The sequence below is a fragment of the Collinsella sp. HCP28S3_G2 genome (assembly GCF_052065125.1).
Lineage (GTDB): Bacteria > Actinomycetota > Coriobacteriia > Coriobacteriales > Coriobacteriaceae > Collinsella.
Window position 1 is genome coordinate 244,627 of record NZ_JBQHUO010000002.1, and the last position, 19,744, is coordinate 264,370.

At 59.2% G+C, this 19,744-nt stretch carries 16 protein-coding genes; 6 read left to right on the forward strand and 10 right to left on the reverse strand.

Annotation, left to right across the window (positions count from 1 at the left end; genetic code table 11):
* Positions 1-53: 53 nt before the first annotated feature.
* The 3 genes from ACTNB2_RS02735 to ACTNB2_RS02745 all read right to left on the reverse strand — a co-directional run bounded on the left by ACTNB2_RS02735 (position 54) and on the right by ACTNB2_RS02745 (position 3,594).
* Positions 54-1,580, reverse strand: coding sequence for an FAD-dependent oxidoreductase (locus ACTNB2_RS02735; protein ID WP_441044701.1), 1,527 nt, complete (start codon positions 1,578-1,580; stop codon positions 54-56).
* Between the two features lie 256 nt (positions 1,581-1,836).
* Positions 1,837-2,841 (reverse strand): GGGtGRT protein, encoded by a 1,005-nt coding sequence (locus tag ACTNB2_RS02740; RefSeq protein ID WP_154518278.1) that lies wholly within the window; start codon positions 2,839-2,841, stop codon positions 1,837-1,839.
* An 18-nt stretch (positions 2,842-2,859) separates the two neighbouring features.
* Positions 2,860-3,594, reverse strand: a complete 735-nt coding sequence (locus tag ACTNB2_RS02745; RefSeq protein WP_006235554.1) for an iron-sulfur cluster assembly scaffold protein — start codon at positions 3,592-3,594, stop codon at positions 2,860-2,862.
* A gap of 403 nt (positions 3,595-3,997) precedes the next feature.
* Here ACTNB2_RS02745 and ACTNB2_RS02750 point away from each other — a divergent pair, with 403 nt between their 5' ends.
* Entirely contained in the window at positions 3,998-4,810 is an 813-nt protein-coding gene (locus tag ACTNB2_RS02750; protein WP_441044702.1) for a transposase, read from the forward strand.
* A gap of 633 nt (positions 4,811-5,443) precedes the next feature.
* On the opposite strand, the gene sufU is transcribed toward ACTNB2_RS02750, so the two are convergent.
* Genes sufU through sufC form a run of 5 tightly spaced genes read right to left on the reverse strand, consistent with a single transcriptional unit; the run spans position 5,444 to position 10,689 of the window.
* Positions 5,444-5,878 carry a Fe-S cluster assembly sulfur transfer protein SufU gene (gene sufU / locus ACTNB2_RS02755; protein ID WP_441044703.1) on the reverse strand — a complete coding sequence of 145 codons (435 nt, stop codon included), beginning with the start codon at positions 5,876-5,878 and terminating at the stop codon, positions 5,444-5,446.
* Entirely contained in the window at positions 5,871-7,196 is a 1,326-nt protein-coding gene (locus ACTNB2_RS02760) for an aminotransferase class V-fold PLP-dependent enzyme (protein ID WP_441044704.1), read from the reverse strand. Before ACTNB2_RS02760 ends, sufU begins: the two co-directional genes overlap by 8 nt.
* Positions 7,193-8,464, reverse strand: coding sequence for a SufB/SufD family protein (locus ACTNB2_RS02765; RefSeq protein WP_441044705.1), 1,272 nt, complete (start codon positions 8,462-8,464; stop codon positions 7,193-7,195). Before ACTNB2_RS02765 ends, ACTNB2_RS02760 begins: the two co-directional genes overlap by 4 nt.
* The gene (sufB, locus tag ACTNB2_RS02770; RefSeq protein ID WP_022094821.1) at positions 8,464-9,876 is read right to left on the reverse strand and encodes a Fe-S cluster assembly protein SufB; all 1,413 of its coding nucleotides are present in this window, start codon (positions 9,874-9,876) and stop codon (positions 8,464-8,466) included. The genes ACTNB2_RS02765 and sufB overlap by 1 nt, the downstream gene beginning before the upstream one ends.
* A 12-nt stretch (positions 9,877-9,888) precedes the next feature.
* On the reverse strand, positions 9,889-10,689 hold the full coding sequence (sufC, locus tag ACTNB2_RS02775) for a Fe-S cluster assembly ATPase SufC (RefSeq protein ID WP_441033050.1): 801 nt from the start codon (positions 10,687-10,689) through the stop codon (positions 9,889-9,891).
* Positions 10,690-10,912: 223 nt separating this feature from the next.
* Here sufC and ACTNB2_RS02780 point away from each other — a divergent pair, with 223 nt between their 5' ends.
* The 3 genes from ACTNB2_RS02780 to ACTNB2_RS02790 all read left to right on the forward strand — a co-directional run bounded on the left by ACTNB2_RS02780 (position 10,913) and on the right by ACTNB2_RS02790 (position 15,131).
* A complete protein-coding gene (locus ACTNB2_RS02780; protein WP_154518293.1) occupies positions 10,913-11,344 on the forward strand; it encodes an RrF2 family transcriptional regulator in 432 nt (143 codons plus the stop codon).
* A gap of 138 nt (positions 11,345-11,482) precedes the next feature.
* Positions 11,483-13,132, forward strand: coding sequence for a hypothetical protein (locus ACTNB2_RS02785; RefSeq protein ID WP_441044706.1), 1,650 nt, complete (start codon positions 11,483-11,485; stop codon positions 13,130-13,132).
* Between the two features lie 202 nt (positions 13,133-13,334).
* A complete protein-coding gene (locus ACTNB2_RS02790) occupies positions 13,335-15,131 on the forward strand; it encodes an AAA family ATPase (RefSeq protein WP_441044707.1) in 1,797 nt (598 codons plus the stop codon).
* A gap of 11 nt (positions 15,132-15,142) precedes the next feature.
* Here the strand turns inward: ACTNB2_RS02790 and ACTNB2_RS02795 are convergent, their stop codons facing one another.
* Positions 15,143-16,162, reverse strand: coding sequence for a glycosyltransferase (locus tag ACTNB2_RS02795; RefSeq protein ID WP_441044708.1), 1,020 nt, complete (start codon positions 16,160-16,162; stop codon positions 15,143-15,145).
* A gap of 170 nt (positions 16,163-16,332) precedes the next feature.
* Positions 16,333-17,463, reverse strand: a complete 1,131-nt coding sequence (locus ACTNB2_RS02800) for an acyltransferase family protein (protein WP_441044709.1) — start codon at positions 17,461-17,463, stop codon at positions 16,333-16,335.
* 111 nt (positions 17,464-17,574) lie between these two features.
* Here ACTNB2_RS02800 and ACTNB2_RS02805 point away from each other — a divergent pair, with 111 nt between their 5' ends.
* Both ACTNB2_RS02805 and ACTNB2_RS02810 read left to right on the forward strand, forming a co-directional pair.
* Positions 17,575-18,678: a glycosyltransferase gene (locus ACTNB2_RS02805; protein WP_441044710.1), complete on the forward strand. Its 1,104-nt coding sequence runs from the start codon at positions 17,575-17,577 to the stop codon at positions 18,676-18,678.
* A gap of 7 nt (positions 18,679-18,685) precedes the next feature.
* On the forward strand, positions 18,686-19,714 hold the full coding sequence (locus ACTNB2_RS02810; protein ID WP_441044711.1) for a glycosyltransferase family 2 protein: 1,029 nt from the start codon (positions 18,686-18,688) through the stop codon (positions 19,712-19,714).
* Positions 19,715-19,744 lie beyond the last annotated feature (30 nt).

A 19,744-nucleotide genomic window follows, 5' to 3' on the forward strand; every position in this document is an offset into this window, starting at 1 on the left:
ACGGGGCCCATAGATATCGATTAGTTGTGTTCTGCTTTAGATGAGTGTCCAGTTTAGTCCGCTCGATAGTGCGATCCGAGGCTTTCGGTCCGTTTGCGCATGGCTTTGACCATTTCCGCTGCCAGCTGAATCTGCGATTGCAGGCGGGCGAGGGCTGCGATTTCGCTGTCCTGGGCTTTCTGCGTGCTCAAGGTCGTTGCCTCCGTCTTCAAGCCCTCAAGCTCGTGTAGTGCCTTGGATAGGCCCCCTTCGGTGCGGTTGATCATGCAGTAGGTGCTCATCGTGTGCTTAAGGCCGCGGGTCAGGCGCTCGGCGTCTGTTGTGGCAATGCCATGCTGGGGGAGGGCGACATCCGCCTTTGGGGCCACCTCAGGTGCATTCTGTGCTGCTTGGGCTGCCGAGGCGCCTGCGATGCGCCCAAACACGATGCCGTTGGCGCTTGACAGGCCACCAATGCGATCGGCCCCGTGCATGCCGCCTGTCGCCTCGCCGCAGGCATAGAGGCCCTCAACGCCCGTGTACGCGGTCTTGTCGATTTTGATGCCGCCATTGGCGGCGTGGGCATACATCGCCACACGCATCTCGTCGGTCGGCGCGATGCCGTGCTCGTCTTGTAGCCAGGTGGCAAAGGTCTGCACAAACTCGGGGACGTCCTCGCGGGGGAAATCGTAGTGGAGCGCCAGACCTTCAGCACCCGCTTGATCGATGGCAAGATCGATGGCGCGGGAGGCCAAGCGCGAGGTGAAGGGACCATATCCGGAGCGTTGCTCAAGTAGATCGTCCAGCTTGTCGTCGGCGATATCGACCGGCTGGTCTACATGTACGTAGCGCCAGGTCTTCTCGTTAAAGACAAGGTTGCGCTTGGGCTCGATGAAGCCCGGCATCATCTGCATGAACTCTATATTAGTGAGCGTTGCGCCGTGTGCCAGCGCGATGGCCTGCGAGGAGCTGAGCACGTCGGCGGAAGTGAGACTTCGCTCGAACAGGCCACCCGTGCCGCCCGCAGCGATGATGGTGGCCTTGGCTGCCATAGGTACGAGATGCTTGTTTGTGCGGTCGTAGAGTACGGCGCCGATAATCTTTCCGGTCGTGTCCTCAACAAGGTCGATTAGCTCGTGGCGGGGGAGCAGGCGAATGCCGAGCGAGTCGATCTGGGCCGTACACGCGTCTTCGAGGGGTTTGCGGGTGAGGCCGCGCCACATGCGTGTCTTATGGTCAAAGCAGGGGATAAATTGCTTTTGCTGGGCGCTCTCGGCGCTTTGCGGGCGTTGGAGCTTAATACCTAGATCCTGCTCGAGCCATTGGATGGCCTGGGGAATGCCGTGGACGAACGTCTGGACGAGCGTAGGGTCGGCGACACCGCCGCCCACGGTCTGGATGGTGTCGATGAGGTCCTGTTCGTCGTCTTCGTCGATGGGGCCAATAAGGCCAAGGCCCCAGGTGCCCGGGAAGAAGCTCGATCCGCTCATGGTCTTGCCGGCGCTTGCGACGGCAACGGTCGCGCCCGCGCGTGCCGCTTCTATGGCGGCACAAAGGCCCGCAATGCCAGATCCTATTACCAGTACATCAGTCGATTCCATCGGATTCCTTTCTCGTCCGGCGCATTGTCGCATGGGTGATCGGCAATGAGGCCGAAAAGACTCGGCAAATCGGTAAAGGGCAAATATGGCAGATGGGCGTTATGGACGCTCTGACGCTCCATCTCATCACATCTCGTATTTCGTCCCAACTGATATATCGGCATTAGCAACCCTGCGGCAGTGCAAACAAAAAGAGCCGCTACCCGGGTGGATAGCGGCTCCGAAGCTCAACTATATGAGCATCGCGCGGGCGCGATTAGGCCTTGAGGGCCTCCTCGACGGCGACAGCGCAGGCGACGGTGGCACCGACCATGGGGTTGTTGCCCATGCCGATGAGACCCATCATGTCGACGTGCGCAGGCACGGAGGAAGAACCGGCGAACTGGGCGTCGGAGTGCATACGGCCCATGGTGTCGGTCATGCCGTAGGAGGCAGGGCCGGCGCCCATGTTGTCCGGGTGCAGGGTACGGCCAGTGCCGCCACCAGAGGCGACGGAGAAGTACTTCTTGCCAGCCTCGATGCGCTCCTTCTTGTAGGTGCCAGCGACGGGGTGCTGGAAGCGCGTGGGGTTGGTGGAGTTACCGGTAATCGAGATGTCGACGTTCTCGTGCCACATGATGGCAACGCCCTCACGGACGTCGTCGGAGCCGTAGCAGTTAACGGCAGCACGGGGACCATCGGAGTAGGGGATGGTCTCGACAACCTTGAGCTCGCCCGTGTAGTAGTCGAACTGGGTCTTCACGTAGGTGAAGCCGTTGATGCGGGCGATGATCTGGGCGGCGTCCTTGCCCAGACCGTTGAGGATAACGCGCAGCGGCTTCTTGCGAGCCTTGTTGGCGTTCAGAGCCAGGCCGATAGCGCCCTCAGCGGCAGCGAAGGACTCGTGGCCGGCCAGGAAGGCGAAGCACTCGGTGTCGTCGGAGAGCAGCATAGCGCCCAGGTTGCCGTGGCCCAGACCGACCTTGCGGTCCTCGGCGACGGAGCCGGGAACGGTGAAGGCCTGGATGCCCTCGCCGATGATGGCGGCAGCCTCAGAAGCGTTCTTGGCGCCACGCTTGACAGCGAGAGCGCAGCCGAGGGTGTAGGCCCACTCGGCGTTCTGGAAGGCGATGGACTGGGTGTTGTTGACGATCTCACGCGGGTTGAAGCCCTTATCGGTGCAGATCTGCAGAGCTTCCTCGAGGGAGGCGATGCCGTTGTCGGCGAGGCACTTGTTGATCTTGTCAGCGCGGCGCTCGTAACCTTCGAACGTAACAGTCATAGTTATTTCCCTCCCTTTCTACTCGTGAACCGGGAACACGCTGGCGACGGAGTGAGTCTCCTCGTCGGTGCGCGGGTCGATGTACTTGGCAGCGTTCTCCCACTGACCATAGTGGCCCATAGCGCCAGCGATGGCCTCCTCGGGGGTCTTGCCGGCCTTGACGGCGTCGGTGAACTTGCCGAGGTTCAGGAACTCGAACGCGATGATCTCGTTCTTGTCGTTGAGAGCCATGCGGGTGACGTAGCCCTGAGCGAGCTCGAGGTAACGAGCGCCCTTGGCCTTGGTGCCGAACATGGTGCCGACCTGAGAGCGAAGGCCCTTGCCGAGGTCGTCGAGGGAGGCGCCCACGGGCAGGCCGCCCTCGGAGAACGCGGTCTGGCTGCGGCCGTAAACGATCTGCAGGAAGATCTCGCGCATAGCAACGTTGATGGCGTCGCAGACGAGGTCGGTGTTGAGGGCCTCGAGGATGGTCTTGCCGGGAAGGATCTCGGAAGCCATGGCAGCAGAGTGGGTCATGCCCGAGCAGCCGATGGTCTCAACGAGGGCCTCCTCGATGATGCCGTCCTTGACGTTCAGCGTGAGCTTGCAGGCGCCCTGCTGAGGTGCGCACCAACCCACACCGTGCGTAAGACCGGAGATGTCGGAAATCTCCTTAGCCTGGACCCACTTGCCCTCCTCGGGGATGGGTGCGGGGCCGTGGTATGCACCCTTGGCAACGGGGCACATGTTCTCCACTTCCTGTGAGTACTGCATGCCTCTCCTCTCTATCGTATTGGCGTCCCGTCTGGAGGTCGTGGCTGGTGATTGCCGGGCGACCCTTCGAAAGGGACATGACATGCAGCCCCTATAATACCGCGAAATGCACGGAATATTCGGCGAACGGCGCAGTTTTCGTAACGAGAAGCGCGGAACTTTCAATTGAAACGATTTAACAAGCTTGGTTGCGGTTATGCGATACGTTTTAGGGGGTCAGTTCTGGTCAAGTTATTGGTTAGTTCTTGCCCCTGTTGCGGTGTCTAGCCTGTGGTTATGATGCCATTCGCCGTCGGTGTGCCGCCTTTTACCGTCGACGGGTGCCATTTTGCGTGAATGTTTTGATGGCACGTTTCAATCGTGATGTATTGGACGGTAAGCAGGTCCCGGCGAAGGGAGCGCCATGCAGCGTGTTTGGAAAACGATCACCGGTTTTTACCATGTCTGTGCCCGCGGTATGGGCAGTCAGCTGATCTTTGAGAGCGACGAGGACCGGTGGGAGTTTTTGGAGCTGATGCGCGACTGCTGCCGCGATGCCCAGGTAACGATTGTGGCGTGGTGCCTCATGGGCGACCATGTGGATCTGGTACTTCTGGATTATGAGGACAACATGAGTGCAGCCATGCAACGCCTGCTGTTGACGTATGCTCGTCGGTTCAATAAGCGTACCGGGCGATCGGGCTGCCTGTTCCGGGAACGTTTTGAGCGCTGTTCGCTCGATACCGACCGGCAGGTGATGGAGGCTGTTCGCTCCGTTCACGCCGATCCGCAGGATGCGGGCATCAACCTAATTGAGCGTTATCCCTGGAGCAGCTTTGCGGAGCATCTGCGCGTTTACGACGGTGACGAGGCAGATGCTACGAGGGGATTTTCCGATCCTTCTTGCGTGCTTGAGCTTTTTGGTTCTGCCAAAGCCTTTATTGCCTATTCGCTTTCGACGCCCGACGGCGGCGATCCGGCGATGCGCGATTTGGTAGAGATGGAGTTGGAGCGGCGCGTCTTTGCCGATGAGTTGGCGAAGGGATTCGGGGTTGCGCTCCAGAGGGTTAAAGCGGCGCCGCCGGCGCAGCGCAATATCGTTATTCTTGGCTTGCACGATGCTGGTTTTACGGTGCGCCAAATTGAGCGGTATACGGGGATAAGCAAAAGCACCGCTTCTCGTATTGTGCGCGCCCGTGCTCGAACGGCGGTGCGGACTGATGACAGCCTGGGATAGGGCTGTCTGCCCACTGGGACCATCATTCTAAATGCTTGGACGTTAACTACACTTCTAAATATGCATAGAATGATTGCCGTCTTGCATAAAACAATAGCTCAGTCCGGTTTTGCCCGTGCCTACCCCCGTCCACGCCGTGCAAAAAGCGGAGTTTTCAGCATCGTAGTGCTGTCGGAACTGCTATAACCTTGCAACTTGCGGGCCCCGAGACAATTATTTGTCTGCCAATACGCCCCGAAGCACGCGTTTGCGTCCCCGTAGACCGTAATGCCTGTTCTAAAACGCAATATATACGCGCCCGAAGGCGCTAATTTATGCTCGTGATTTGTATGCACATAGCTTGGCGTGCTGAATACTCGCAAAAATGCACGCCGCACCCTATGGGACCCGTCTGCGGCAGGCAGGAGGCGAGCCGGAGCCTAGTAGGACGGTGCCTGGCGCTTTGCTCGGCGTGCCCCGTGGCCCTGTGGCAAGCCTTATGTACTGTGAAAAACGCTTGTGCTTGCGGTTGGCCGTGCGATAAATGACAGATTGGGCGCCGGAAGCGTGGCTGCGCGTGCGCTCGTTATGAAAAAGCCGAGCCGCCCGTATCGGGCGGCTCGGCAATCAAAAACCTTGGATTCGGGGCATCCGTTACTGGTTAGCCTGACCCTCGAGCATGCCGTCGAGGGTGCGCCAGGCGAGTTCGGCGCATTTGACGCGGGCGGGCATGTGTGAGATGTCCTGGAGCTGAGCGGCCTCGTCTAGGTCTTCCAAGTCTTCCTCGGAGAGCTCCTCGCCACGGATCATGGCGAGGAAAAGCTCTGCCAGACGACGAGCCTCCTCGACCGTTTCGCCCGTGATGAGGTCGGCCATGATGTCGGCGCTGGCCTGGCTGATGGCGCAGCCGTGCCCGGTAAAGGAAGCCTCCTCGATTACATCGTTCTCGACACGCAGCTGCAGGGTGAGCTCATCGCCGCAGCTGGGGTTGATGCCGTCGTGTTCGTGCGTGGGGGCATCCATCTCGTACTTGTAGTCGGGGTGGGAGTTGTGCTCCATAAACGTGGTGGAGGTGTACAGATTACCCATTGAACGTACTCCAAACGTGATACAGGCCGGCGATGAACTTATCGATATCGGCCTTGTCGTTGTAGAAGGCCACGCTGGCGCGGCAGCAGGCAAGGTTCTCGACGCCCAGCCAGGTGAGCAGCGGCTGCGCGCAGTGGTGACCGGCACGGATGCAGACGCCGTCCATGTCCATGATGCTCGCGACGTCGTGAGGGTGGATGCCCTTGACGTTAAAGCTCACGACCCCGTGGTGGTTGTCCCAATAGATGGAGCCGATGATCTGGACAAAGTCGAGCTGCATGAGCTCGCCCATCAGGTAGTGGACGAGTGCCTGCTCGCGGGCCTGGATGTTTTCGTAGCCCACCGTGTTGACCAGGTAATCAAGCGCCGCGCCCGTGGCGAAGATGCCGGCGGCGTCCTGCGTACCGGCCTCGAACTTCTCGGGGACGGGCGCCCAGGCGGCGTCCTGCTCGGTGACCGAATCGATCATCTCGCCACCGGTAAGCATGGGCGGCATGGCGTTGAGCAGATCCATCTTGCCCCACAGCACGCCAATGCCCATGGGGCCCATGGCCTTGTGTGCGCTAAAGGCAAAGAAGTCGGCTCCCAGATCGGCCACATCGACCGGCATGTGCGGCAGCGACTGCGCGCCGTCGACGACCAGATAGCCGCCGTACTTGTGCACGAGCTTGCCGAGGTTCTTGACCGGGTTCTCGACGCCCAGCACGTTAGAGATCTGACCCACGGCCAAGATTTTGGTCTTGGGGCCCACCTTGGATAGAACCTCCTCGGTCGTGAGCTGACCGGTCTTGGTGGGGTAGAGGTAGACGAGCTTGGCGCCGGTTTCGCGGCAGACCTGCTGCCACGGAATCAGGTTGGAGTGGTGCTCCATGATGGTGATGACGACCTCGTCGCCGGGTTCGAGCACCGTGGGCGCAAAGCTCTTGGCGACCAGGTTGAGCGACTCGCTCGTGTTGCGGGTGAAGACGATCTCGTTGGCCTGGGAGGCGCCGATGAGGTCAGCGATCTGCTGGCGCACCTTCGCGATAGCCTCGGTGGCCTCGACGGACAGCGAGTACAGGCCGCGCAGGGGGTTGGCGTTCATACGCTGGTAGAAGTCACGCTCGGCGTCGAGCACGCAGGCGGGGCGCTGCGCGGTGGCGGCACTATCGAGGAAGGCGATCTCGGGGTGCTGTTGGAACAGCGGGAACTGCGCCTTGTAGGGGTTGGTCTCGATGTCGACGGTAGGCCAGCCGCGCGAGGCCTCATCGCTGGCGTCGAATTCCATGGGCTCGGGGGCAGTACAGGTATCGCATTTAACGTGCTCGGTGTCGATCATGCGAGCTCCTCCTCAAAGTTATCGATCAGGTTGTTGCCCAAGCGGACGACGGCGGCGCGGATGCGCTCGTCGGCGGCGGAAAGCGCGGCGTCCTCCAGCTTGGCACGGATGAACAGGTCCTCGGCGGCGTTTTGGTCAAGGCCGCGGCAGGCGAGGTAGAACAGCTGCTCGTCGCGGACGTGGCCGATGGTGGCGCCATGGTTGCCGGAAACGTCGTCCTCGTCGCAGAGGATGACGGGGACGGTCTTGTTGTCGACGCCCTTGTTGGCCAACAGCACCGTCTCGCGCTCGGTGCCGACGGCACCCTTGCAGCCGTGCACGAGGTCGATGGTGCCGCGGTAGACCTTCTTGGACGTGCCGGTCAGCACGCCGTTGGCGTCGATCTCGCACTCGGTCTTGCGGCCGCGGTGGCGAAGCTCGTAGTTAAAGTCGCGCACCTGCTGGCGGGCACCCAGGTAATCGGTATCGATCGTAACCTTGGCGGTGTCGCCCAGCAGGTCGCCGGCAAGGCCGGTGGCGCTGGCACCGGCACCCAGTACGGTGTGCTGCACGTTGACGCGCGCGCCCTCGTCCAGGAACAGGCCGGTGTCGTCGAGCGCGATCCAGCTGTCGTCGAGCGTCTGCGTACAGGCAACGTTGACGGTGGCGTACTCGTGAGCACACACCCGCAGCACGGAGCCCACGACGCCCTCGCCGGTAACGGGGGAGTCCAGGGCGATCTGCAGGTCGAGCGTTGCCTGCGGGCGGGCGACGACATCGATGGCGGCGATGGCAGCGGCGGCATCGACGCCGCTCACGCGCACGGTGACCGTGGCACGACCGTAGGCGGGCACATCGATGACGATGCGCTTGGTGGCATGGTCGGCCAGATAGGTGTAGGCGGCCTCGCCCATGCCGGTTTCGAAGGCCTCGGCGGGGGAGAGCTCCTCCTCGAGCTTGATGGCGCCGGCCTGGTAGACAGAGGTGGCGGGCACGTCGAGCTCGGTCTCGGGTGTGATGCGGGCGCGGTCGGCGGCGTCGCCGGGGGCTGAGGTGCGTCGCTCGGGGAAGCGCTCGGCCATGGCGTCCATGGCGGCGTCGAAGGCTTCGGCCGTGCCATGGATCTGCTCGTCCAGGCCCTCGACCTCAACGGCCTCGGCGGGAGCGGCAGCAAGTTCGTCCGAAAGCTCGAGCTTGGTCTGGTTCATCTTGAGCCAGCCCCAAGTGGCGGCCGGCATTGCATTGACCTGCTCGAGCGTGGTAGCAGCGGTGTTGGTGGTCTGTTTCATTATCCGATCGCTCCTTCCATCTCGAGCTTGATCAGGTTGTTCATTTCGACGGCGTACTCAAGCGGCAGCTCCTTGGAGACCGGGTTGGCAAAGCCGTTGACGATCATGGTGCGGGCCTCTTCCTCCGAGATGCCGCGGCTCATCAGGTAGAACACCTTGTCGTCGCCGATGCGGCCGATGGTGGCCTCGTGGCCGATGTCGACATTCTTGGCGCGGATGTCCATGGCGGGGATGGTGTCGGAGCGGCTTTGGTCGTCGAGCATGAGCGACTGGCAGCTCACGGTTGCCTTGGAGCCCTCGGCCTTGGGCGTGGCCACGATAGAGCTGCGGAAGGTCTGGATGCCGCCGCTCTTGGAGATGCCCTTGGTCTCGACGGTCGCCGAGGTCTCGGGCGCGTTGAGTACGACTTTGCAGCCGGTATCGAGGTTCTGGCCGGCGCCGGCAAAGGTGATGCCGGTAAAGCTCGAGCGGGCGCGGCGGCCGTTGAGCACACTCATGGGGTAGAGGTAGCCCACGTGGCTGCCGAAGGAGCCGCTGATCCACTCGATGTCGCCGTCCTCGTCCACGCGCGCACGCTTGGTGTTGAGGTTGTACATGTTCTTGGACCAGTTCTCGATGGTCGAATAGCGCAGGTGTGCGCGCTTGCCCACAAAGAGCTCCACAGCGCCGGCGTGGAGGTTGGCCACGTTGTACTTGGGCGCGGAGCAACCCTCGATAAAGTGCAGGTCGGCATCGTCCTCGACGATGATGAGCGTGTGCTCAAACTGGCCGGCGCCCTTGGCGTTGAGGCGGAAGTAGCTCTGCAGCGGAAAATCGAGCTTGGTGCCCTTGGGCACATAGACAAACGACCCGCCCGACCATACGGCGCCATGCAGGGCCGCAAACTTGTGGTCGGTGGGCGGGATGAGCGTCATAAACTTCTCGTGGATGAGCGGCTCCCACTGCGGGTCGTGCAGGGCCTCCTCGATGCCGGAGTAGACGATGCCCATCTTGGACGCCGTGTCCTGCATGTTGTGGTAGACGAGCTCGGAGTCGTACTGCGCGCCGACGCCCGCCAGGTAGCTGCGCTCGGCCTCGGGGATACCCAGGCGCTCAAAGGTGTTCTTGATGTCGTCGGGCACCGACTCCCAGTCGTGCTTTTGGTCGGTGTTGGGCTTGACGTAGGTGACGATGTTGTCCATGTCCAGGCCCTCGATGGAGGGGCCCCACGTTGGGTCGGGAAAACGGTTGAAGATCTCGAGGGACTTGAGGCGCAGGTCGAGCATCCACTGCGGCTCGTCCTTTTTGGCGCTGATCTCGCGCACGATGTCGGGCGTGATGCCGGCGTCGAGGCGCTCGAATCCCTCCTCGCCATAGGTGAAGTCGTAGAGGCTGCGGTCGATGTCCGCGACCTCGGTGCGGTTCTTGGTCATTGCGTCGCCCCTTTACGCCTGCTGCTCGGCAGCGACGGCCTCGGCCTGGGCGCGCTGCTCGGCGGCCTCGCGCTCGAAGGTCTCAAAGCCGTTCTTGTCGATCCAGGGGATCAGCGAGGCGTCGTCCTCGCGCACGATGTGGCCCTTGACCATAACGTGGACGCGGTCGACATCCAGGTGCTCCAGGATGCGCGTGTTGTGCGTGATGATGAGCATGGAACCGTTGCAGCTCTTGCGGTAGGCGTCCATGCCGTGGCTGACGGTGGACAGGGCGTCGACGTCCAGGCCGGAGTCGGTCTCGTCCAGGATGGCGAGTTTGGGCTGCAGCAGCAGAAGCTGGAGCATCTCGACCTTCTTTTTCTCGCCGCCCGAGAAGCCCACGCCCAGCTCGCGGTTGAGGTAGGCGGTGTCCATGTTGAGCTCGGCCGCGAGCTCCTTGACGCGACGGCGGAATTCCTTGCCCTTCATCTCCAGGCCGGGGCGGCCGGCGATGCTGGCGCGCAAAAAGCTCGACAGCGGCACGCCCGGGATCTCGACCGGAGCCTGGAAGCTCAGGAACAGGCCGGCGCGCGAACGCTTGTCGGTGGTGAGCTCGGTGATGTCCTGGCCGTCAAAGACGATGCGGCCGTTCTGCACGGTGTAGACGGGATCGCCCATGACCAGGTGGCCGAGGGTGGACTTGCCGGCGCCGTTGGGCCCCATCAGCACATGGGTCTCGCCGGCGGCGACGTTGAGGTTGACGTTGTGGAGGATGGTCTTCTCGTCCACGGAGGCGGTCAGACCTTCGATGGAAAGCAGCGGATTTGCGCTCATGCTGTCCCTCTCTGTTTATGGTGTACTCATAGGTGTACTAAACCCTAGGAATCTTCTCGGAATAAAGTTACTATGGGTTCGGCGTTAGTCAAGGGAAAACCCGACTAATCCACTCGACTTTTCAGATGTGGGACATAATAGTCGGGATCGTCTGTCCCACACGCTTGGCATCTGGGGCAAACTCTGCTGATGATTTTTTCTCAAGCGCACCGGGAGGGTAGGTATGCTCATTTCTTCTAAGGGCCGCTATGCCCTCCGTTTGATGATTTATATCGCGGCGCTCGGTGACGCCGAGGGCAAAATCGCCCTGCGCGAGATTGCCGACCGTGAGCATATTTCGCAAAAGTATTTGGAGCAGCTGGTCCGTCCGCTTATGAAGGCGGGCCTGCTCAAGAGTGTGCGCGGCAAGGGCGGCGGATACATGATGGCCGTGGACCCGGCCGAGGTGCGAGCCGGCGATATACTGCGCGCCGTCGAGGGCAGCACGGCGCCCGTCGCATGCGATGGCATCGATAACAACTGCACTCGCAGCGATCTGTGCTCTACTGTGAAGTTCTGGCGCGGTCTGGACGACGTGATTGAAAAGTACGTCGACGGCGTGACGTTGGCCGACTTGGCGGCCGTGCCCGAGATTAACTTCGATATCAAGCTGTAACTCGAGCGCAATTCCTCAAGATTTCGCGGAGGGCGTTACCGTTTGTCGAGTTGTTGTTGTACGACATCGGTCTTGCTGCGATACTTAAATCTATCTTTGCAAACTGCACTTTAACTACACCAATGCAAGGAGGATCTTATGCAGCCCAAGCATTCTGCGATTGTTGCCGGATTGACGCTGGCTCTTTCGTTTGGCGCCGTTGCCGCGCCCGCGCCCGCTGCTGCGGATGAGCCCACGCCGGGCGTTGCCTCGGATGCCACCGATATCGATAAGGGTCTTTATACCCAGCAGTCTTTCTCGGGCGTGCTGAGGTCGGTCCAAGGCGTCTCGTTTGTCAATGTGACCAGCGAGATGAAGTACTTTACCAAGTATGAGAGCCACGGCAACTATAACCAGGGCTTTTCGTACGGCGATGGTTACAACGCGCTCGGTTACTACCAGTTTGACCGACGCTGGTCGCTCGTCCCGTTTATGAAGCAGGTCTATAACTACAATCCTGCCAAGTACGGCATGCTTAAGTCTGCAATTGACCGCGGGGGCGATATCTCCAACGCAAGCAACCCCATGTATTCGAACGGTCAGCTGACGGAGCTGGGCCGCATTGCACAGGAGGCCTTCCAGGGCGCCTATAACGCCGATCCGGCTGAGTTCTCGGCGCTGCAAGATTCATATGCATACAACTCCTATTACGCGGTGACCGAGGCCTGGCTCAAGAGCGCGCTTGGTATTGATATCTCTGGCCGCGCCGATTGCGTCAAGGGTATGGTGTGGAGCATCACCAACATGTGCGGCACCTATGGCTGCCAGGACTTTTTCCGCTGGGCAAATCTTACAAACGATATGACCGACCGTGAATTTGTGACGGCGCTTTCCAGCAGCGTGGTCAATAACGTTGCCCGTAAGTACTCGAGCCAGCCGCAATATCACGAGGGCTGGAAGAACCGTTACAAGAACGAGCTTAAGGATTGCCTGGTCTATATTACCGAGGACGAGGCCGCGGCGACGCCGCCGGTCGAGCCTGAACCCGAGCCTGAGCCCAAGCCCGTGACACCAGCGCCTAGCCAGGCGCCCGCCGCTCCCGTTGCTCCCTCTGGGCCTAGTGCCGATACCAATGGTGCTGACGAGGATACCGTCGATGCTCCTTCATACGATGCCGGAGCAAGCGACGGAAATGGCGATGTCGCATCGGGCGGCAGCGCGGGGTCTGCCTCGCCTTCGAATTCCGCAGATGCTGCGGCAGGGTCTGGTTCTTCCGCCGGTGGATCGACTGCCGGTTCGAGCGACTCGTCGACGAATGGCAAACCCTCTGCGAGCGAACAACTTGGCTCCATGTTTGGCTCCTCGCTGATGGTTGACATCAACAGCAGCTCGTCTTCCAAGAAGGATGGCTCCGACCAGGGCGCTACGGAAAAGACCGAGGATGCTAAGGGCGATTCGAAGGACGAGGGTTCTAAGGGGTCTGATTCTGACAAGGGCACGGAAGTTGACGGTGTGGAATCGAAAGATCCCCGCCTTGATAAGGATGGCAAGCACGCGGACGACAATGGGTCCAAGGGCCTGGCTGATGATGGCGCCGACCAGAACCAGGGTAAGACCAAGGTCGTGACTGCCTCAGCCACGACGACTGAGTCCTCTAAGGGCAGCATGCCCAAGACGGGTGACTTGATTTTGATGGCGAGCCTTGCCAGCGCGAGCTTGGCCACATTGGGCGCTACGTCTATTGTGAGCGGTAAGCATAAACTTGATCAGCAAAACAAAGACGATGCGGAGAAAGACGCCCAAAAGTAGGCTCTCAGCGATTGTTTTGCCTTCGCGATTCGAATAGGGGCCCGATGCGATAACACCGGACCCCTATTTGTTGCGAATCGTTTTGTTATGCCCCCCTTATGGAGTCATTTCTACCGTTACCCGAATCATTTGTTGAACAATAAAATTGTTATCAAGATGGTCGCTAAAATGGCATCGTTATTATAAAAGGGGAGATAAAACGGTGTCTGAACAGGCAATGTATGATATTGATAACACCTTTGACGTGAAGTTGCTCAATCCCGGCGGAAATGCTGTTCTGCCGATTGATATTCATGATTTTGCCGACGCCGCCGATCATTGTGTTTTAGTTGATAAGACCATGTTTATTGCCGATATCTTAGATTGCGAATCGACTGTGGCGCTCTGTTGTCGGCCTCATGGTTTTGGCAAGAGTATGAACCTCTCCATGCTCAAATGTTATCTGGAGCGTCCTGTGCCCGGCTCGTCTAACGTCAATCTGTTCATCGGTAGCCAAATATGGGACGCAGAAGATGGCATCTATCGTGATGAGTATGCACGCTATCCGGTCATTGCTTTGGATTTTTCTGCTTCCTCCTATCGAGGCGCCGATGCCGAGGCCGCCATGCGCGATGCCGTCGCTCGTGAGTGCGCTCGTCTGTTGCCGCTGCTGGAAGTTCCCGATTTAGCGCGCGGCGACGTGCGCCATATCGAGCGCGTAGCGCGCGGTGTTGCCGCTCCTGATGAGATCGATTCGGCTCTTGGCGTGTTAATCGAGCTCCTCCGTATGGCATGTGATGAACAGGTTGTGCTGCTGGTTGATGGGTATGACGCGGCGTTTTCGAATCATATGCAGGTGCAGGCCGCCTATGGCTCGTGCTTTATCGAGTTGCTTGACCGCCTGCTCTTTGACGGCATTGTCGCCTCGACCGATTCTTTGCGGCTGGTTTGCTTGATGGGGGAGCGACCCGGCCCCGCACGGGCGGCACTTGCGCATCGCAACTGCCCGTATTGTTTGGCTTCGCCCTTGTCGAGCTGGTGCGATCGCCGCTTTGGTTTTTCGGATGCCGAAAACAGGGCGCTGCTAGATTACACTGGCCAGAGCGACAGACTGGCTTGCGCACGCGAATGGTTCGAAGGCTACCGGTTTGGCGGGTTCTATTGTTCGAACCCGGCTCGTGTGGTTGAGTTCTTGGCTCGGGGCTGCCTGCCGCCAACCCGCTTTGATGTATGTTGCTATGCCGATTGTCTGAACGAGACTGTGGGCGCCTGGGATTTGAGATGGCTTGCGGCAATGTTTGATTTGCTTAATCCGTATGGCTGTGTTGAGGCGCCGCTGTGCATAGACGCCGTGAAGCCTGATGCCGGGACAGCGGAAGGTATTTGGACCGATTTGTATTTGAGTGGACTCCTGACGACAGATGCGACCGATCACCAGACGGGCGGCAATTTGGCCCGCTCCCTGCGCCTTCCCAATAACGAGCTCCGGTATGCGCTGCGTCTTGTGATTATCGAATGGTTCGAGTGCGCTGCCGAGAGTGCCGAGACTATCGATGATTTCCAAGAGGGTCTTTGCCGCGGAGACGAGCGTGCAGTTAGGCGAGCTTTGGACGCAATTATTGATGACTTGGGCGTCAATGGAGACGTGTCGGATTTGCCGCTGGCTTTTCGTTTGGCACTGCAGGGTCTTTGTTTTGGGTTGCCTGGGTATGCCGACCCTGTTACAAAACGAGCGCACGGTTCGGAGCTTGGGGGTTTCCAGGTGTTTCCGACCGTCAATACCTTTGATGCGGTAGATACACTTGGCATATTGGATAGCCGCCCGCTGATCTCGGTCAGCATGCTGTACGACCCCGATGTCGATGCGTTGGGCCTAGAGCTTCTGTCGGTACAGGCATTGCTCGATATCGAGCGGAGCGGTCTCGACGACATTCGCGTGCCACGTCCTGCCGTGGGCCGCATACGCTGGGGGTTTGGCTTTGATGGACAACGAGTTGCCGTCGCATGTCAGAAGTTATAGGAGGGCCGGCTTTACTCGGTTTCCTTCATGGGCGGCATGGGCTTCCAGTTGGGGTCGCGTACGATCTTGCGGGCATCCTTCATGCCACGGCGCAGCGCCGGAATGCCGGTCTTAAAGCACTTGTCGACGGCGGCAAGGCGGATAAACTCCTTGCAGAAGGTCGCCACATTGCCCAAACGGAACAAAATGGGGTGGTAATCACCGTAGATCTGCATGTAGCGGGCCAAGTAGCCGCGGTTGCGCATGATGTAGTAGCGATTGGTGTCACTGGTGGAATTGAGCTGACGCTTACCGGCGATATCCCAGTTAGAGACGGCGCGGGCGCGCTTAAGCACCACATCGGCGACTACGACGGCAGGGAAGTGTTGGCTGGCGACATAGCCATAGCAGGCGTCATCGCCGTAGATAAAGAAACGAGCGTCGGGCAGGCCGATCTTGTCGACAACACGACGCGAGAACAGGCCACCCTCAAAGCACAGCTGGTTCATGGCGCGGTAGCCCTCGGGGCCCAGGTCCCACTTAGCGATGGGGTTGGGGATACCAAGCGAAAGGATGAGCTGGTACTGCCAAAAGAAGGCACCGCCGTCAAAGTCCAGGCGCGAACCCTGGATGACGTCGTAGCGGTCGGTCCACTTGGCCAGGCGCTCGATGCCCTCCGGGATGACGAGCACGTCGTCGTCCATGACCCAAAACCACTGGGCGCCCAGATCGTAGGCGCATTTGGTGCCGGCGGAAAAGCCGCCCGCGCCGCCGCCGTTTTCGAGCTGCGGGGCGTAGATGACGCGGTCGGTTCCGCCCTGTGCGTCGGGCTGATCGGTGTCGACGCCCCACAGGTTGGCCAGGCGCTCGTTGAACGCCGCGCACATGGCCTCGGTCTCGCGCGAATTCTCGTTGTCGACGATTACGATACGCCACGGCGCGGCCGTGAGCTCGGTCATGGAGTCGAACAGGTTGGCCAGGAGTTCCTGACGCTTGTACGTGACGACGACGATGGCGAGCTTGTCGATGGGAGCGGGGAGGGTAGAAGTCATGGGGAATATATCCTTTCACGCGCGGCGGGCGAGCGCTGCGCGGAAGCTATCGAATGCGTCCGTTGGGCGGCACCTATTGTAAAGGGTCGCTGCGCCATGTTGGCAAGGTTTGAATAAAACGCAGGAACCTGATATGGCTGTAGCGGCTTTAGCGTCTGACGGCAGCGTGTCTATTGTCGCTTGAGCCGGCGAGCGATAAGGCTTCTAGCTGCATCGATGATGAGAAGCGCCAGCGCAAAGACGATGCTAATGACGGTACCCGTGACGATACATATAGCTGCCGGGCTGTTTTGGCTGACCAGTATGTTTGCGAGCAACGTATTGAAGACTGGACGCCACAGGCTACTGGTGAGCGACTGCATCACATAGAAACCGAGCGTGGCGGTCGATAAGGTGACGATGACATTCGCGGCGCGAGGATTACTCGATTTATTGTCGCGGGTTGCCGCAAAGAACAACGAGGTGGCAGCGAGGGCGAACGAGACGACCGAGGTCGACTTATAGGAAAGCATTGCCATTGCCGACAGATTACCGGTTGCGGAGAGTGCGGCTTCCAGGGCGATCGTGATGATCAAAACTGCTGCAAGCAATCGTTTGGCGACGGTGCGCGCTTTGCGCGGAGTTGTCGTCCCGGTATAGTCGCGGAGCAGCCCTCCCATCAAAAAGGCGACGACGTAGGTGACGGCGCTCATGATCTTCTGCAGCCAAGAAAACTCAGCGCTGCTTGCCGAGTATTGCGTCGCCAGATGGCCATTGACAATAAAAACGAGGACGCCGACGGCGACAACTGCTGCTGTGTGGCTTTTCTTGCCGAGTTGGTTTTTAGCCAGCGCAAACAACGGCGCCATGCAGACCGTGGCGGCATAGACCCAGATAAACTCAAGCCCCAGCGTGTACCAATAGTGCGTGTGAAAGGAGACATCGGGAATGGGGGAGGCGGCTGTGGACCATGCGAGTGCCGCGAGGCAATAAAACGCGGTGGGCAAGATGACTTTGCCAAGGCGCTGCGTCGTCCGCTGAAGTTGCGACGTCCATGTGGCCCCGTCGCTCCAGGCGCGAGCAGCCGAAGTAATAAGGAAGTAGCCCGAGATCATAAAGAAGACCTCGTTGGCCCAGCAGCCAAGCAGGTTGATGAACCCCAAGATGCCTGAATAAGGTAAGACCGTGAGTGGCGCGTATTCCGGCAAGCCGACGCAGACGGCTTGGAAGGTCCACTGAAACGTGTGGAATACCGCGATGCCGGCGATCGCGATTAAGCGCAGAGCTTCGATGGGTATGTTGCGTGCGGCTTTGGGCTGCATGACATCCTTTCGTATCGGTTTCCTTCTGCGAGCTCCATAGATTATATAAACGACCGCGGGCGGGACGACCCTTTGATACCATTAACGGCAGGTATTTCCTAAGGAGCACATTTGTCTACTAATTCCTCTGGCAGCCCCGTCCTGTCGCTGCTAATTCCCATCTACAACGTTGAGCGCTACCTGCACGAGTGCCTCGATTCCGCCGTGGCGCAGACGCTCAAGGACATTGAGATCATCTGCATCAACGACGGCTCTACCGATAACTCGCCGGCGATTATTCGCGAGTATATGGAGCGCGATACGCGTGTGAAGATGATTGATAAGGCCAACAGCGGCTACGGCGACTCGATGAACCGCGGCCTGGAGATGGCGCGTGGCAAGTACGTGGGCATTCTAGAGTCCGATGACTTTATGGCGCCCGATGCGCTGGAGAAGCTGGTCTTGGCAGCCGAGAGCAGTAACGCCGACTTTGCGAAGGCGAATTTTGACCTGTATTGGTCGAAGCCCGAGGAGCGCCGAGAGCTGATGGAGCTCTTTAAAGCTAAGGACTGCCGCAAGCCGGTACACCCGAGTGATACCGTCGATGCCTTCTCGCTTAAGCCATCGATTTGGTCTGCGGTGTATCGTCGAGACTTCTTGAACCGTAATGCAATTCGTTTCTTGCCGACGCCTGGCGCTGCGTTTCAGGACGCCTCGTTTACCTTTAAGGTGTTCGCTCTTGCCGATACCGCGGTTTACCTGCATGATTCCGTGCTTTCATATCGCCAGGATAACGAGGGCTCTTCGGTCAATTCGCCTAATAAAGTTCACTGTGTTAACGACGAGTATGCCGAGATTCATCGCTGGATTGTTAAGGATTTTGCCGAGTCGCACTCTACGCAGGACGTTGCCAAGCTGCTTAGGTTTGCAAATATCATTAAATACGATTCGTATATGTGGAGCTACATTCGCTTGAATCCCAAGTTTTACGCTGAGTTTTTGGACCGTATGGCCCAGGAGTTCCGCGGCGCGCTTGAGGCACATGAGTTTGAGCTCGGTGACCTAAAGCCGTGGAAGCGTGCGAATCTCAAGGCCATTGTCGACGATCCACAAAAGTGGCTGGCTGCGTCTCCGGACTTTGCTGGAGCGGGCGCGATGGGTCGCGCGAAACATTATGCGCGTGTCGGTGGCCCGGGCGTGGTCGCGGCATTCGTCCTGGATGTAATTAAGAAATAGGGGAGTTATGGCAAACCCGAAGGTCTCATTTATCGTCCCCGTTTATAACACCCAGGAATTCCTGCCTCGTTGTCTTGACTCTCTTTTGGGGCAGACCTGTCCGGATATCGAGATCGTGGTTGTTAACGATGGTTCGCCGGATGGTTCCGCAGCGATTATTGATGAATATGCTCGATTGGATTTTCGCGTGCGCGTTGTCGAGAAATCTAACGGCGGACTGTCGTCTGCCCGTAATGCGGGCATGGATGTTGCGCGCGGCGACATTATCGACTTCGTCGATTCGGACGATTACGTCGAGCCTAATCTTGCCGAGTTCTTGGTTGGTACGTTTGCCGAGGAGCATTCGGAGATCGTTGTGTTTGGAGCTGAGTGCGAGCCTGCTGAGCTGGCCTCTAAGCGCATCCAGCAGCTTCTTTCTCCTGAGGCGTGCGTGTTTGAGTCGTTTGATTCGGCGCTGCTGTTTTCTGCGAATGCGCAGCCCTATGTCTGGCGTGCGGCATACTCCCGCGAGCTGATTGAGCGTGAGTCTTTGCGTTTTGCCGAAAAAGTTCGGTTTGCCGAGGACGTTGTGTTTCAGTTTGAATCGTATCCGCTGTCTGCCAGGACGGTCCTAGCGCCCGAGAAGCTGTATCACTACGTGATGCAGGAAAAGTCGCTGACGCATGTATTTAACGCAGGTGCCAAGCGCATGGACAAGATCGATGCCCATTTGCTGGTGTTGCATGAAGTACTGGAGCGCTGGGGTAGGCGAGGGCTTTTAGACCTGTGTCCCGGAGAGCTTGTCACGTGGTTTTTGGATCTGGTTGTGTTTGACCTTGCACGATTGGATGCGGAGGATTATGCCGCGGTTGCTGCGAGCGTTAAAGGCGAGTTCCGACAGTACTTTGGTTCCAGCTGGATGGATCTTCCTTCTGCTACTGCCGTTCGCAACGTGGCAAGAAAAATCGCCGCCGGCGCGGGCGTTTCTCTCATCGACGTCGTTCGCCTCTATCTATCGACCCGTGGGCTGAAGGCTTGCATCGAGCGGTTTGTTTAGGGGTCACCTATCATGGCTTGGGAGTGCTGC

What these genes read in the sequence shown, in the direction of transcription:
- ACTNB2_RS02735 (WP_441044701.1), bottom strand. Translation starts at nt 1,580, where the DNA reads ATGGAATCGACTGATGTACTGGTAATAGGATCTGGCATTGCGGGCCTT.
- ACTNB2_RS02740 (WP_154518278.1), bottom strand. Translation starts at nt 2,841, where the DNA reads ATGACTGTTACGTTCGAAGGTTACGAGCGCCGCGCTGACAAGATCAAC.
- ACTNB2_RS02745 (WP_006235554.1), bottom strand. Translation starts at nt 3,594, where the DNA reads ATGCAGTACTCACAGGAAGTGGAGAACATGTGCCCCGTTGCCAAGGGT.
- ACTNB2_RS02750 (WP_441044702.1), top strand. Translation starts at nt 3,998, where the DNA reads ATGCAGCGTGTTTGGAAAACGATCACCGGTTTTTACCATGTCTGTGCC.
- sufU (WP_441044703.1), bottom strand. Translation starts at nt 5,878, where the DNA reads ATGGGTAATCTGTACACCTCCACCACGTTTATGGAGCACAACTCCCAC.
- ACTNB2_RS02760 (WP_441044704.1), bottom strand. Translation starts at nt 7,196, where the DNA reads ATGATCGACACCGAGCACGTTAAATGCGATACCTGTACTGCCCCCGAG.
- ACTNB2_RS02765 (WP_441044705.1), bottom strand. Translation starts at nt 8,464, where the DNA reads ATGAAACAGACCACCAACACCGCTGCTACCACGCTCGAGCAGGTCAAT.
- sufB (WP_022094821.1), bottom strand. Translation starts at nt 9,876, where the DNA reads ATGACCAAGAACCGCACCGAGGTCGCGGACATCGACCGCAGCCTCTAC.
- sufC (WP_441033050.1), bottom strand. Translation starts at nt 10,689, where the DNA reads ATGAGCGCAAATCCGCTGCTTTCCATCGAAGGTCTGACCGCCTCCGTG.
- ACTNB2_RS02780 (WP_154518293.1), top strand. Translation starts at nt 10,913, where the DNA reads ATGCTCATTTCTTCTAAGGGCCGCTATGCCCTCCGTTTGATGATTTAT.
- ACTNB2_RS02785 (WP_441044706.1), top strand. Translation starts at nt 11,483, where the DNA reads ATGCAGCCCAAGCATTCTGCGATTGTTGCCGGATTGACGCTGGCTCTT.
- ACTNB2_RS02795 (WP_441044708.1), bottom strand. Translation starts at nt 16,162, where the DNA reads ATGACTTCTACCCTCCCCGCTCCCATCGACAAGCTCGCCATCGTCGTC.
- ACTNB2_RS02800 (WP_441044709.1), bottom strand. Translation starts at nt 17,463, where the DNA reads ATGCAGCCCAAAGCCGCACGCAACATACCCATCGAAGCTCTGCGCTTA.
- ACTNB2_RS02810 (WP_441044711.1), top strand. Translation starts at nt 18,686, where the DNA reads ATGGCAAACCCGAAGGTCTCATTTATCGTCCCCGTTTATAACACCCAG.